The sequence below is a fragment of the Streptomyces sp. XY006 genome, assembly GCF_002237655.1.
Lineage (GTDB): Bacteria > Actinomycetota > Actinomycetes > Streptomycetales > Streptomycetaceae > Streptomyces > Streptomyces levis.
In genome coordinates this window covers 119,107-132,573 of the sequence record NZ_NOKT01000018.1, presented here as the reverse complement: position 1 = coordinate 132,573, position 13,467 = coordinate 119,107, and the positions used below count along the sequence as shown (strand labels likewise).

Genomic DNA, 13,467 nt, shown 5'->3' with positions numbered 1-13,467 from the left:
AGCAGGTCGCTCACGAGTGCGGGAGGTGCGTGTGCCGGGGTTCACGCATCTGCACACCGTCTCCGGATTCTCGTTGCGCCATGGAGCCTCGCACCCGGAGCGGCTGGCCGAGCGTGCCTCCGAACGGGGCATGGAGGCCCTGGCCCTCACCGACCGCGACACGGTCGCCGGTGCGGTCCGGTTCGCCAAGGCTTGTGCCAGGCACGGGATCCGTCCGCTGTTCGGGGCGGATCTGGCGGTCGGACTCGGGGCCGGGAAGCAGGAGCGGCGCCGGACCCCGGTGCGGGGAGGTGCCTTCGTCGACGAGTCGGCTCCCCGCGCGGTCTTCCTCGCCCGGGACGGTGCCCGGGGATGGGCCGCGCTGTGCCGGCTGGTCTCGGCGGCGCACGAGGGGGAGGGGGCGACGCCCCTGCTGCCCTGGGAGCGCAACCGTGCCGAGGGGCTGACCGTGCTGCTCGGGCCCGACTCCGACGTGGGGCGCGCCCTGGCCGCGGGACGTCCCGACCGGGCGGCCCGGCTGCTGGCGCCCTGGCGGGAGGTCTACGGCGACGACCTGCGGCTGGAGGCCGTCTGGCACGGCCGGAACGGGACGGGCCCCGGATCGCTGCGGCTGGCCGCCCGTACCGTCGGCTTCGCCGCCGAGCAGGGCGTCCGGCCCGTGCTCACCAATGCCGTGCGGTACGCCGACCCCGGGCTGGGGCCGGTCGCCGACGTCCTGGACGCCGCCCGGCGCCTGGTGCCCATCGACCCCACCAAGGAGCTGGACTCCGGTGAGGCCTGGCTCAAGGACCCGGGGTCCATGGCGCACGCGGCCGAGCGGATCGTGGAGGCCGCCGGGTTCCGGCGGGAGCTCGCGCACCGGCTGCTGGAGCAGACCGCGGCCACCGCCGCCGCGTGCCTGGTCGACCCCGAGGACGATCTCGGGATCGGCACGGTCCGCTTCCCCGAGCCGCATCTGGTCGGCGCCGGGCGCCGCACCGCCCAGCGGGCCCTGGCCTCACGGGCCGCTGCGGGCATGGTGCTGCGCGGGTACGACCGGCGGCGGGAGTACTGGGAGCGGATGCACCACGAGCTGGACATCATCGCCCACCACGGGTTCGCCTCCTACTTCCTCACCGTCGCCCAGGTGGTCGACGACGTCCGGGAGATGGGCATCCGGGTGGCCGCCCGGGGGTCCGGGGCCGGGTCGCTGGTCAACCACCTGCTCGGCATCGCGCACGCCGACCCCGTCGAGCACCGGCTGCTGATGGAGCGGTTCCTGTCCAAGGAGCGGGTCGTGCTGCCCGACATCGACATCGACGTGGAGTCCGCGCGCCGGCTGGAGGTCTACCGCAGGATCATCGACCGGTTCGGTGCCGAGCGGGTCGCCACGGTCGCGATGCCGGAGACGTACCGCGTACGGCACGCGATCCGGGACGTGGGGGCCGCCCTGTCCATGGACCCGGCCGAGATCGACCGGGTCGCCAAGTCCTTTCCGCACATCAGGGCGCGCGACGCCCGGGCCGCGCTGGAGGAACTGCCCGAGCTGCGCGCGCTGGCGGGCGAGAAGGCGAAGTACGGCAGGCTGTGGGAGCTGGTCGAGGCGCTGGACGCCCTGCCGCGCGGGGTCGCCATGCACCCGTGCGGGGTGCTGCTGTCCGACGCCTCCCTGCTCGCGCGTACGCCGGTCATGCCGACCAGCGGCGAGGGCTTCCCGATGTCGCAGTTCGACAAGGACGACGTCGAGGACCTCGGGCTGCTGAAGCTGGACGTGCTGGGCGTGCGGATGCAGTCGGCCATGGCGCACGCGGTGGGGGAAGTGGAGCGGGCCACGGGGGAGCGGGTCGACCTGGACGCCCTGCCCGCGGGGGACGCGGAGACCTACCGGCTGATCCGGTCCACCGAGACGCTCGGCTGCTTCCAGATCGAGTCGCCCGGGCAGCGGGACCTGGTCGGGCGGCTGCAGCCGGACACCTTCCACGACCTGGTCGTCGACATCTCGCTGTTCCGGCCCGGGCCGGTCGCCGCCGACATGGTGCGGCCGTTCATCGAGGCCCGGCACGGGCGGGCGCCCATCCGCTATCCGCACCCGGATCTGGAAGGGCCGCTGAAGGAGACGTACGGGGTCGTCGTCTTCCACGAGCAGATCATCGACATCGTCGACATCATGACCGGCTGCGGGCGCGGCGAGGCCGACCGGGTGCGGCGCGGGCTGTCCGACCCCGAGTCGCAGGGGCGGATCAAGGTGTGGTTCGCCCAGCACGCGGCGGCGAACGGCTACGACGCGGAAACGATTCAGCGGACCTGGGAGATCGTCGAGGCCTTCGGGTCGTACGGCTTCTGCAAGGCGCACGCGGTCGCCTTCGCCGTACCGACGTACCAGTCGGCGTGGCTGAAGGCGCATCACCCCGCGGCCTTCTACGCGGGCCTGCTCACGCACGACCCCGGGATGTACCCGAAGCGGCTGCTGCTGGCGGACGCGCGGCGGCGCGGGGTGCCCGTGCTGCCGTTGGACGTGAACAAGTCGGGCGTCGCACACCGTATCGAACTGGTGTCCGGTAAGTGGGGTCTGCGGCTGGCGCTCTCCGATGTGCACGGCATCAGCGAGGCCGAGGCGGCGCGGATCGCCGCAGGGCAGCCGTACGCCTCGCTCGTCGACTTCTGGGAGCGGGGCCGGCCCAGCCGCCCGCTGGCCCAGCGGCTCGCACAGGTGGGCGCGCTGGACGCGTTCGGTGCCAACCGCCGGGACCTGCAACTGCATCTGACCGAACTGCACCGGGGCGCGCGGGGCGGGGGCGGTGGCCAGCTGCCGTTGGCCGGCGGGCGGAAGACGGCCCCGGCCGGACTGCCCGACCTCACCTCCTCGGAGCGGCTCAGCGCCGAGCTGGGGGTGCTGTCCATGGACGCCTCGCGCCATCTGATGGACGACCACCGGCAGTTCCTCGACGAGCTGGGCGTGGTGTCGGCGCGCCGGCTGCGCGAGGCCCGGCACGGGGAGACGGTGCTGGTCGCGGGCGCCAAGGCGGCCACCCAGACGCCGCCGATCCGGTCCGGCAGGCGGGTCATCTTCTCCACCCTGGACGACGGCACGGGCCTGGTCGACCTCGCCTTCTTCGACGACTCCCACGACGCCTGCGCCCACACCGTCTTCCACTCCTGGCTGCTGCTGGTGCGCGGGGTGGTGCAGCGCCGCGGCCCGCGCAGCTTCAGCGTGGTCGGCTCCGCCGTCTGGAACCTCGCGGACCTGCTCGACGTGCGCCGGGAGGAAGGTCTGGAGGGGGTCGCGGCCCGGCTGGCCGGGACCGGGCAACCCGACGGCGCCGGAGACACCGGTGACGACGGCGAGGGGGCGGCGCGCCGGCGGCTCGCCGGGTCGGAGGGCACGCCCGCGCCGGCGGGTTCCGCGGCCGTGGACGCGATGGAGCGGCGGAAGATCCGCATGCCCACGGGGTACGAGATGCACCCCTGGGCCGATCTGCGCCCCGCGGGTGAAGGGCCCGCGGTGGGAAGGAAGTTGTGGCACCAGAGTCCGGGGAGTGCGGGATGACCATCCTCTGCGTACGTTTCCAGCCGCCTGCGACGAGCGAGGCCGATCTGCCCCGGCTGCTCGGGATGCTGGAGGAGTTCACCCCCGTCGTCCAGGCCCTGCCACCGGACGGGGCGCTGGCCGACCTGCGGGGCGCCGAGCGGTACTTCGGGCGGGACGCCGTCGAACTGGCCTCGGTGATCCGGGTGCGCGCGCTCGCCCTGTACGGCGTGGACTGCGTGATCGGCGCGGGGCCCGGACCGATGCTGGCCCGGGTGGCGCTGCGCCACGCCGCGCCCGGAGTGACGTGCGCGGTGCCCGCGGAGCCGGACGCCGTCGCGGAGTTCCTCGCGGCCCAGCCCGTCACCGCGCTGCCCGGCGTGGGCGCCGCGACCTCGCGCACCCTGACCGACTACGGCCTCGACACCCTCGGCCGGGTCGCCGCCGCACCGCTGTCCACGCTCCAGCGGCTGATCGGCGCGAAGGCGGGCCGTGAGCTGCGCGAGAAGGCGAGCGGCGTCGACCGCGGCCGGGTCGTGCCGAACGCCGTCTCCCGGTCCCTGGCCGCGGAACGCCCCTTCGGGCGCGACGAACTGGACCCGGACCGGCACCGCCGCGCGCTGCTGTCGGCCGCCGAGGAGATCGGCGCCCGGCTGCGCGCCCTGGAGAAGGTCTGCCGCACGCTCACCCTGACCGTGCGCTACGCCGACCGCAGCGCCACCACGCGCAGCCGCACCCTGACCGAACCGACCGCGCACTCCCCGGCTCTGACCAGGGCCGCGTACGGCCTGTACGAGGCGCTCGGGCTGCAACGGGCCCGGGTCCGGGCGATCGCCCTGCGCGCCGAGGGGCTCGACCCCGCGGACCAGTCCTCCCACCAGCTGACCTTCGACCCGGTGGACGAGAAGGTCCGCCGTATCGAGGAGGTCGCGGACCGCGCGCGGGCGAAGTTCGGGCCGCGGGCGGTGATGCCCGGGGGGCTGGGCGGCCTGGCGGCGTGACAGCGCCTCGGTCGGGTTCCGGGCGGTCTGCGGCCGGCACTACCGCAGGCTGCCGTTCGGATCACGCCGCAGGGCCTGCTCCACCAGCACCGCCGCAGCGCCCGTGTAGTCGGCCGGGTCGCACAGCGCGACCAGCCGGTCCGCGAGCGAACGGGGTACCTCCGGCATGTCGGCGAGTACCGTGGCCAAGGGCTGCCGCGTGGTCTGCGCCTCCTGCGCCGCGCGCGTCAGCAGCGCTTTGGCAGGGGCTTTGCCCAAGGCCGGTGCCAAGTGGGCGACCAGCCGCTCGGACACCACCTGACTGTCCGTCATGTCCAGGTTGGCGCGCATGCGGTCCGGCCGCACCTCCAGCCCTTCGACCAGTTCCGCAGCCGTTTGTGCGGCGCCGCCGGTCAGTCGCAGACAGTCCCGGAGCAGTGGCCACTCCGCGTGCCACACCCCGGCGGACCGTTCGTCCTCGGTGACCAGGCACTGTGCCAGTGCCGCCGACAGAGCGGGCACTTGCAGCGCGGCACTGCGGACGAGCGTCGCGAGCACGGGGTTGCGCTTGTGGGGCATGGCCGAAGAGGCACCGCGTCCGGCCACGGTGGGTTCGGTGACCTCACCCACCTCGGTACGGGTCAACGCCTGGACGTCCACGGCGATCTTGCCGAGCGCCCCGGCGGTGAAGGCCAGTGCGGCGGCCAGGTCGGCCACGGGTGTGCGCAGCGCGTGCCAGGGCAGCGCCGGCCTGGCCAGTCCCGTCTCGCCGGCATAGGCGTCCACGAGCCGCGTCACGTAGCCGTCCGGGTCGGCCAGGGTGCCGCCCTCGGCGAGTGCCGCGTACTCCAGGTATCCAGCCAGCGTGCCCGCTGCTCCGCCCAGGGAGACAGGGAGGCTGCGCTGTACGCGGGCGACGCGCTCCTCTGCGTCCAGCACCAGCTCCCGCCAGCCGGCGGCGCGCAGCCCGAACGTGGTCGGTACGGCGTGCAGCGCCAGGGTGCGCGCGACGGCTGGAGTGTGCCGGTGAGCCGACGCCAGCCTGGTCAGCGCATCGGCCGTACGCCGCAGATCGGCGCGGATCAGATCGAGCGTCTTCCTCGCGACGAGCATCGTGCCGGTGTCGAGCACGTCCTGGCTGGTCGAGCCCCGGTGCACGTACTCGGCTGCCTCGGAGTCCTCGGCCGCGACGACTGCGGTGAACGCCTGCACCAGGCCGACCACCGGGTTGGCCGTCTCCCGCGCCGCCAGCGCGAGGGCTCTGACGTCGAGCCGGCCGGCGTGAGCCACTCGCGTGATCACCTCGGCGGCCGAAGCAGGGAGCGTGCCCACCGTCGCCTGTGCGCGGGCGAGCGCCGCTTCCGCATCCAGCATGGCCTGTACCCAGGCCCGGTCACTGGTGACGGCCTCCACCCGGGTACCCGCGCGCACCGGTGCGAGCAGGCCGGCATCCGTCAGATGCGTCGCGGTGGCCACAGTCGCCTGCACGAGGGTCACACGATCACCCCGGACAGCTCCCCGTCGGCGTCCACCCGACGGACCTCCGCCGGCACATGGGCCACCTGCGGCAGGGCGAGGACGGCCCGGGCGATCGCGTCGGAGTCGCCGAGCGTCACCGAGTCCACCCCGGGCCGGATGCCTGCTGCCGTCACCCAGTGCACCGCTTCCGTCGGCACGCCGTACGCGAACCGGCGAGGGTGAGGGCGGCCTCGCCCGTCCAGCAGCCGGTAGGGCCGTTCGGTGACCGCGAGCCCTCCCGTCACGTAGCCGGTACCGTCGGTCGTCGTGATCCGGTACGGCGCCGCCTGGTCCGTGTCCAGCAGGTGCTTCAGCAGGGGGTCCTCGGTGCGGCGCAGATCGGGCTCGGGCAGCCGCGCCTCTATCAGGACGCGCGCACGCACCGGTTCACCGGGCACAGCCGTCGAGTGCGCCACGTACAGCTGGGCGGTGGTGTCGATCCGCACCTGAGTGCCCGGACCCGTCACGGTCAGCACACCCGCTTCGATGAGCGCGATCATCTCCTCGATGCGGGACGCGGGCGGCCCGATCGACAGGAACGCGTTCAGCGGCGTGTACCAGCCCTCGAGGTCGTCTCGGTGGGAGTTCCCCTCCAGACCTCCGTGGTCGACGGCGAGACGGATCTCGTTGCGCAGGTCCCGCAACACGTCCAGGGCGGCTTTCAGAGGACCGCTGACATTGCCGCGCCGGGCCTCGGCGACATCGCGTCGCAGGTAATCCAGCAACCAGTCGGAGAAATCCTGCCGGTCGGTGAACTCGCGCTCACCGTACGGCCGCGACAGCCGTTCCCAATCCCAGCGCTGATCGGTCGGGATACCGTACTCGTCCAGCAGTTCCAGCCGCTCCCGTTCGTCCTCCGCGGTGAGGAACGCCCGGGTGAATTCCTCCCGCGAGTCGGCGTCTCCGCGCGAGGCCAACAACGTGCTGTAGTAAACGCTTCGCACCTCGAGCGAGATCAACGGCCACAGATCGGTCGTGAAGTTGACGGGCTGTCCGGCTGCAGCGCGTTCCCGTAGACCGGCGATGTACTGCGCGGTCAATACGCGGGGGAAATAGCGGCCGGTGGCGCCCTTCTCGTTCTCGCCGCGCGCGTGGTAGGGCACGCCGCGACGGGAGAACGCGAACAGACGCGGCTCGTGGCCCGAGGGCCGGTACACCAACCGCTCCCCGTCTCGTACGAATCGGCCGCCGCGACCCACCGTGAACAACGCCATGTGATCGAAGAAGTTCAGCCCCAGCCCTCGCAGCAGCACGTTCTCGCCCGCCTTGATGCCGCTGAGGTCCAGGTCGGCGGGGTTGGCGGGGGTGATGTAGGTCAGGTGGTGGATGCGGGACAGGCTCGCCGTACGCGCTTCACGCGCCGACAGCCGCGCCGGGAGGTGCCCCTGGGCCAGCACGATCGCGTCCAGTGTGTCCAGCCGGGTGCCGTCCTGCAGCCGCACACCCTGCGGTCCACCGGGCACGCCATGGGTGTCGGCGGCGGCCACCGCGCGGGAACGGTGCACCCGTACCGTGACATGGGGCGGGGCCGAGGCCACGATCCGCTCGAAGCAGCCGCTGAGATAGTGGCCGTAGAAGGCGCGCGTCGGGTAGGAGTCGGGTCCCAGCCTGCGTGCCTCTTCCATGACCTCCGCGCCGAACTCGGCCGGGTCGCCCAGCAGCGCGACGGATGTGGCCCACTCGTACAGGGTGGGACCCGGCTCGATGGGCCCGTCGATGTGCGTGCTGTCGTCGGTGAAGACCGTGATCTGCGAAGCCACCGTGTTCATCAGCAGGTGCTGGGACTGCTCGGGGCGCCATACGGCACCCGCACCCGGGGCAGCCGGATCCACCACATGCACGGTCACGGCCGAATGCGTCGGTGAATTGCGCTCGTTGGCCAGGAGCCGCTCCAGCACCGAAAGCCCGCGCGGGCCGGCGCCGACAATGCACACCTCGAAGTTGCCGTGCATGCAAGGAATCCCTTCCGGGTGGGTGTCCGTGCTGAAAGGGCAAGGCTGCCGCATTCGACAAGCGAGCATGGGGAACGGGAAGCCCGGTGCCGGGGAATAGCCAAAAGCATCGTGATGCCGAACTGTCGGCGGCAACCGATCCGCGTCCAGTTCGTCAGGTTCATCGCCTTGCTTCGGCGACATGGCCGAGCGGGCGACGAGCCGGCCCGCCGCGGGTGGGGCGCACCCGGGTGGCGAGGCGCTGCCCTCCTGATGAGGGGTGCCGGGCGGTGCCGGTGGTCACCGCGCGTGTTTTTACTGACGCGTAACTTCCCAGTTTGACTACTCGCCCGTAACTTGACGAGTGAACAGCATCCCGTGATCCGGATCACAGGGCATCGTGCCGTCGCACCTCCCTTGAGCCGCAAGGAGATCACCCGATGCTGCCCTGGAAACGAGTGCTCAGACCCCTGGCCGCGCTGCTGCTGACCGCCGCGGCCGTCACCGTCCCCGCCACCACCGCCCAGGCCGCCGGCGCTTCGAGCTCCGGCTGGAACGACTATTCCTGCAAGCCGTCCGCCGCCCACCCCCGCCCCGTCGTCCTGGTCCACGGCACCCTCGGCAACTCCGTCGACAACTGGCTGGGCCTCGCCCCCTACCTCAAGGTCCGCGGCTACTGCGTCTTCTCCCTCGACTACGGGCAGCTGGAAGGCGTCCCCTTCTTCCACGGCCTCGGGCCCGTCGAGAAGTCGGCCGCGCAGCTGAGGGACTTCGTCGACCGGGTGCTCGCCGCGACCGGCGCCGCCGAGACCGACCTCGTCGGCCACTCACAGGGCGGCATGATGCCCCGCTGGTACCTGCGCTTCCTCGGCGGGGCCGCCAAGGTGAACGCCCTCGTCGGCATCGCGCCCAGCAACCACGGCACCGACCTCAACGGCTTCACCCACCTGCTGCCCTACTTCCCGGGCGCCGCCGACCTGCTCTCGAAGAACACGCCCGCCCTCGCCGACCAGGTCGCCGGCTCCGGCTTCCTCACGAAGCTCAACGCCGGCGGCGACACCGTCCCCGGTGTGCGCTACACCGTCATCGCCACCAAGTACGACGAGGTCGTCACACCGTGGCGCAGCCAGTACCTGAGCGGGCCGGACGTGCGCAACGTCCTGCTGCAGGACCTGTGCCCGCTGGACCTGTCCGAGCACGTGGCCGTCGGGCTGTTCGACCGGATCGCCTTCCACGAGGTGGCCAACGCCCTCGACCCGGGCCGTGCCACGCCCACCACCTGCGCCTCGGCATTCGAGTGACACGTGTCAGGGAAACGTTTCGGGGCCTGTCCGGCCTGAGCCGCCGGACAGGCCCCGAGTCCCGGGTCAGCGGCCGTGCCGGCCGCCGCTCACCGCCCGGCGCCGGGCCGACAGGAACAGGGCCGACGCACCGAGCGCCAGCGCGGCCGCGCCGCCGATCGCGACGTACGGGGTGCTGCCGTCACCGCCCGTCTCGGCGAGGCCCGCGGTGGCACCGGCGGCCTTCGGCTCGTTCGGGGCGGCGGCGGCCGCCTTCGGCTCGTCCTCGGTGGTGTCCCGCGGGGCCGCGGCGGGCTCCGCCGAGGTGCTGGGGTCGTCGTCGCCGTGTCCGCCGTGCTCGATCGTCGACTTGTCGTTGCCCTGCTCGATCTGCTCCTCGGAGGGGGCGGAGGCGGACGGAGCCGGAGCGGCGCCACCGCCGGCGGACCCGCCGTCACCGGCCGCCGCGCCGTCACCGGCCGCTGCACCGCCGCCGAAGCTGACGTCGGAGCAGGAGTAGAACGCCTCAGGGCTGTCCGAGCGCTGCCAGACCGCGTACAGCACGTGCTTGCCGGAGCGCTCGGGCAGGCTGCCGGAGAAGGTGTAGAAACCGCCCGTGGCCGCCGGGTCGGTGGACGTCGCCACCGGGTTCTGCAGATCCAGGTCGCCCCAGGCGAGCGGCTTCGCCGGGTCGTACCCGGACTTGGTGATGTACACCTTGAAGGTGCCCTTGTGAGGGGCCGTCACCCGGTACTTGAAGGTGTGCGCGCCGCTCTTGACGGTGGTCGCGGGCCAGTCGGCGCGGGCCAGGTCGAGCCCCTTGAACTGCTCGTTGTTCGCGCTGCACAGCTTGCCGTCCGGTATGAGCTGCTGGTGGCGTCCGCCCGCGTCGCCGATGCGGATGCCGTTCCAGTCGTAGAGGGCCTGGGTGCCGCCCGCCGCCACCGCCGCCTTGCAGGCGGCCGACTTCGGGCTCTCGGGGCCCTCGGCGTAGCACTGCGAGACCCGGCTGACCGGGTCGCCCATCGAACCGTGCGCGGCCGCCGGGCCGGCGGACAGCGCGGTGAGGGCGAGCGGGAGGGCGCCGAGGGTGGCGACGCTGGCTGCCGTGCGGCGTGCGGGCATGCGGGAACTCCTCGAAACGGTGCGTGGATCTGGACCGGGCCCGAACGGGCCGAATCCCGTGGGGTGCTCCGAAGCTAGCCCCCGAGGAGCGGGAAATCGCCTGCTGGGGGCGGGTGGAGGAGATCCTTATGGTCGCGTTAAGGGAGTGCTCAGACTGGCATCAGGTAGGTACCGTCACGGCATGGCAGACGAGGAGATCCGGCCGGCCGGCGCCGCCGACGTACCGGCCGTCGCGGAGGTGATCGACGCGGCCTTCCGCCCCTACATCGAGCGCATCGGCCAAGTGCCGCAGCCCATGCGGGAGGACCACGCGGCGAACGTGGCCGCGGGCAGGGTGTTCGTGACCGGGGATCCGGTGCTCGGTCTCGTGGTCGTCGAGGCGCGCGAGGACCACCTCTTCCTCGACACCATCGCCGTCCACCCCACCGCGCACGGCAGGGGAGTGGGGCGGCGGCTGCTGCGTTTCGTGGACGCACGCGCGCGTGCGCTGGGCCTGCCCGAGGTCAGGCTCTGTACGAACGCGCTGATGTGGGAGAACCAGCGGCTCTACCCGAAATTCGGCTACGAGCCGGTGGAGCGCCGCGCCGACGGTCCCTACGACCGTATCCACTACCGCAAGCGACTGCTCTGACACGTCTCATGACGGCGCCGGCCGGTCAGCCGTCCGGCCACCAGGTGCGCGCGACGTCCTTGCGGACCTCAGGGCGCCCGGCGGGGCGCTGGTGGTCGGCCTCCTCGCGGATCCGGCGGAGGTCGGTCCTCTTCAGGGGCTTCTGCACGGTCACACGGCGCATGGCTGCCTCCTTCGGGTCTCCCGGGTTCCGCGTTCTCACGGAGGTAGACCTTTCGGGGGAGAGTTCCTCATCGCTCCCGGTCTGTCTGTGGCCGCAGTCACGAATCGAGTGTCAGTGGCGGGTGTCACTCTTGGGCCCATGACGAACGACAGTGACGGCATGACCTCGGCGGACACCGGCGGCGCCGTGGACTGGGACGCGCAGGCCGCCGTCTTCGACGAGGAGCCGGACCACGGGCTGCGCGACCCGGCGGTGCGCGGCGCCTGGGCGGAGCGGCTGCGCGACTGGCTGCCCCGGCGCCCGGGTGACGTCCTCGACGTCGGCTGCGGCACGGGCAGCCTGTCACTGCTCGCCGCCGAGCAGGGACACCGGGTGACGGGCGTGGACCTCTCCCCGGCGATGGTGCGCCTCGCCCGGGAGAAACTGGCCGGCCGTGACGCGGTGTTCCTCATCGGTGACGCGGCGGCACCGCCGGTCGGTGAGCAGCGCTTCGACGCCGTGCTGGTCCGGCATGTCCTGTGGACCCTGCCCGACCCGGCCCGCGTCCTGCGCCACTGGTACGGGCTGCTGCGGCCGGGCGGGCGGCTGGTGCTGGTCGAGGGCGTGTGGGGGAGCGTGGATCCGGTGGGCATACCGGCCGAGCGGCTCACCGGCCTCCTCGCCCCGATCGCCGGACGGGTGCGCGTGGAGCGGCTGTCGGGCGACGCGCTGCTGTGGGGCGGCGAGGTGACGGACGAGCGGTACGCGGTGGTCGCGCCGGCGCCCTGACCGGTGCCCCGCCGGCGGTCGCGGGGTGCTCGTCGCGCCGGTGCCTTGAGGGGCGGACGCGGGACGCTCGCCGCCGGCGCGGTGAGCCGCGGTCAGGCCGGCAGCGTGGTGAAGCCGCCGTCGCGGGCCAGGGCCTCCAGCTCGTCGAGCGCGGCCAGGGCGGCCCGGGCCGCCTCGGGGTCCGCCTCGGCGAGGCCGCTCGCCGCGAACTCGTCCTCGTCCAGCCGCCGTACGTCCGTGCCGTCGGCCGAGCGCCACAGGTCCAGGTCGAGGTCTTCCACGACCAGCTCGGCACCGGAGCGCAGGGCCGGCCGCGTCACGTCGCAGTACCAGCCCTTCAGCGTGCCCGCGGCGGAGCGGACCTCTTTGACCGCGTACCAGCGGTCGCGCCAGTAGTACTCGGTGAAGACGTCCCCCGGCTCGAAGCGGACGAAGCCGAAGTCGCGGACCCCGGAGCCCGCCCACGGGGCACGGACGGCGATCCGGTTGCCGTCGTCCGCCAGGAGCTCACCCGTGTAACGGATCTTCGTGCGGCCCGCCTTGACGAGCACGACGTCCAGCCGGGCGGGACGGTCAGCCGAGTTCGCGGACATGGCGCACCTCCGTCGCAGCGACCTCGTAGCCGAACCACTTGTTGATGGCGATCATCGGCTCGTTGCCCGTGTCGTTGCCGGTGAACGCCTCCGTGTACCCCGCGGCGCGCGCCCGGTGCAGGGAGTCGTTCTTGGCGAGCTTGGCCAGGCCCCGGCCGCGGAACTCCCGGGCGGTGCCGGTCATGGCCGTGCCGTAGCGGGTGCCGTCGGTGTGGGCCACGCTGAAGGCGGCCGGCCGGCCGTCGACGACGGCGACCACGGTCAGGTCGCGGTTGAGCAGCGGGTGCCTCCAGTTCTCCGCCAGCCACGCCTCGTAGTCGGTGAACTCGACGTCGATGTCGCCGGGTTCGTCGCCCACCACCTCCGCGTCCAGCTCGAACAGCGGGCGCGGGTCGTCCGCGAAGTCGGCGGCGGTGCGCAGCTCCACGCCGGGCGGCGGGTCCTGGCGGGGCGGCAGGCCGCCGGCCGTCAGGTCCAGGCGGAGGAAGTAGGCCGACCGGCTGGCCCGGAAGCCGCGCCGTTCGGCGAAGGCGCGGTTCTCCGGCTCGTCCAGCACCCAGGCGAACAGCTTGGTGACGCCCAGCGCGGCGAGGCGTTCCTCGGCGGTGCGCAGCAGGAGCGAACCGGCGCCGCGGTGCCTGCGGTCGGGACGCACGTAGATGTTGGCGGAACCCTGGCCGGGTTCCGTGCTCTCGTGGGCGACACCGACCTGGGCCGTGCCGATGATCTCCCCGTCCTCCTCGGCGACGAGCTGGGTGAAGTGGGCGTCCGGGTGGGCGTGGGTCAGGGTGTGCACCACGGACTCGGGCGTGGAGAGCATGTAGGGGAGGGCGAGGCGGCGGGTGGTGGAGAACCCCTCGGCGTCGGCTCGGACATCGGGTCGCAGGTCGCGCACGATCACGGTCATGGAGGCGCACGCTACGTGGGGGCAGGCCCCGGGTGCCTCTCATTTTCCGTCCCGTGCGGGACAATC

11 protein-coding genes are annotated in these 13,467 nt (G+C 72.9%); 5 read left to right on the top strand and 6 right to left on the bottom strand.

The genetic code is table 11. The annotated features are described in order from the left end of the window. Positions 1-31: 31 nt before the first annotated feature. Entirely contained in the window at positions 32-3,526 is a 3,495-nt protein-coding gene (locus CHR28_RS21920; RefSeq protein ID WP_094055436.1) for a DNA polymerase III subunit alpha, read from the top strand. Further along, entirely contained in the window at positions 3,523-4,506 is a 984-nt protein-coding gene (locus CHR28_RS21915; RefSeq protein WP_094055383.1) for a DNA polymerase Y family protein, read from the top strand. Before CHR28_RS21920 ends, CHR28_RS21915 begins: the two co-directional genes overlap by 4 nt. Before the next feature lie 39 nt (positions 4,507-4,545). Here the strand turns inward: CHR28_RS21915 and pcaB are convergent, their stop codons facing one another. Next, positions 4,546-5,982 carry a 3-carboxy-cis,cis-muconate cycloisomerase gene (gene pcaB / locus CHR28_RS21910; RefSeq protein WP_256984328.1) on the bottom strand — a complete coding sequence of 479 codons (1,437 nt, stop codon included), beginning with the start codon at positions 5,980-5,982 and terminating at the stop codon, positions 4,546-4,548. Continuing rightward, positions 5,979-7,955 (bottom strand): FAD/NAD(P)-binding protein, encoded by a 1,977-nt coding sequence (locus tag CHR28_RS21905; protein WP_094055382.1) that lies wholly within the window; start codon positions 7,953-7,955, stop codon positions 5,979-5,981. The genes pcaB and CHR28_RS21905 overlap by 4 nt, the downstream gene beginning before the upstream one ends. Positions 7,956-8,374: 419 nt before the next feature. Between CHR28_RS21905 and CHR28_RS21900 the strand changes: the two genes are divergently transcribed. Further along, positions 8,375-9,235: an esterase/lipase family protein gene (locus tag CHR28_RS21900; RefSeq protein ID WP_094055381.1), complete on the top strand. Its 861-nt coding sequence runs from the start codon at positions 8,375-8,377 to the stop codon at positions 9,233-9,235. 66 nt (positions 9,236-9,301) lie between these two features. Here the strand turns inward: CHR28_RS21900 and CHR28_RS21895 are convergent, their stop codons facing one another. Then, on the bottom strand, positions 9,302-10,339 hold the full coding sequence (locus CHR28_RS21895; protein WP_094055380.1) for a lytic polysaccharide monooxygenase auxiliary activity family 9 protein: 1,038 nt from the start codon (positions 10,337-10,339) through the stop codon (positions 9,302-9,304). Positions 10,340-10,520: 181 nt separating this feature from the next. Between CHR28_RS21895 and CHR28_RS21890 the strand changes: the two genes are divergently transcribed. Then, positions 10,521-10,970, top strand: coding sequence for a GNAT family N-acetyltransferase (locus tag CHR28_RS21890; protein ID WP_094055379.1), 450 nt, complete (start codon positions 10,521-10,523; stop codon positions 10,968-10,970). 25 nt (positions 10,971-10,995) lie between these two features. Here CHR28_RS21890 and CHR28_RS21885 read toward each other — a convergent pair whose 3' ends face one another. Continuing rightward, entirely contained in the window at positions 10,996-11,133 is a 138-nt protein-coding gene (locus CHR28_RS21885; RefSeq protein ID WP_094055378.1) for a hypothetical protein, read from the bottom strand. Positions 11,134-11,271: 138 nt separating this feature from the next. On the opposite strand from CHR28_RS21885, the gene CHR28_RS21880 reads away from it, so the two are divergent. Beyond that, positions 11,272-11,901 (top strand): class I SAM-dependent methyltransferase, encoded by a 630-nt coding sequence (locus tag CHR28_RS21880; protein WP_094055377.1) that lies wholly within the window; start codon positions 11,272-11,274, stop codon positions 11,899-11,901. Positions 11,902-11,993: 92 nt separating this feature from the next. On the opposite strand, the gene CHR28_RS21875 is transcribed toward CHR28_RS21880, so the two are convergent. Together CHR28_RS21875 and CHR28_RS21870 are read right to left on the bottom strand one after the other, a co-directional pair. After that, entirely contained in the window at positions 11,994-12,494 is a 501-nt protein-coding gene (locus CHR28_RS21875; protein ID WP_094055376.1) for a DUF402 domain-containing protein, read from the bottom strand. Next, positions 12,475-13,401: a GNAT family N-acetyltransferase gene (locus tag CHR28_RS21870; RefSeq protein WP_094055375.1), complete on the bottom strand. Its 927-nt coding sequence runs from the start codon at positions 13,399-13,401 to the stop codon at positions 12,475-12,477. The genes CHR28_RS21875 and CHR28_RS21870 overlap by 20 nt, the downstream gene beginning before the upstream one ends. Between the last annotated feature and the right edge of the window lie 66 nt (positions 13,402-13,467).

Coding starts and splice junctions, on each gene's coding strand:
- CHR28_RS21900 (WP_094055381.1), top strand. CDS start 8,375: ATGCTGCCCTGGAAACGAGTGCTCAGACCCCTGGCCGCGCTGCTGCTG.
- CHR28_RS21875 (WP_094055376.1), bottom strand. CDS start 12,494: ATGTCCGCGAACTCGGCTGACCGTCCCGCCCGGCTGGACGTCGTGCTC.
- CHR28_RS21905 (WP_094055382.1), bottom strand. CDS start 7,955: ATGCACGGCAACTTCGAGGTGTGCATTGTCGGCGCCGGCCCGCGCGGG.
- CHR28_RS21890 (WP_094055379.1), top strand. CDS start 10,521: ATGGCAGACGAGGAGATCCGGCCGGCCGGCGCCGCCGACGTACCGGCC.
- CHR28_RS21870 (WP_094055375.1), bottom strand. CDS start 13,401: ATGACCGTGATCGTGCGCGACCTGCGACCCGATGTCCGAGCCGACGCC.
- CHR28_RS21915 (WP_094055383.1), top strand. CDS start 3,523: ATGACCATCCTCTGCGTACGTTTCCAGCCGCCTGCGACGAGCGAGGCC.
- CHR28_RS21885 (WP_094055378.1), bottom strand. CDS start 11,133: ATGCGCCGTGTGACCGTGCAGAAGCCCCTGAAGAGGACCGACCTCCGC.
- CHR28_RS21880 (WP_094055377.1), top strand. CDS start 11,272: ATGACGAACGACAGTGACGGCATGACCTCGGCGGACACCGGCGGCGCC.
- CHR28_RS21895 (WP_094055380.1), bottom strand. CDS start 10,339: ATGCCCGCACGCCGCACGGCAGCCAGCGTCGCCACCCTCGGCGCCCTC.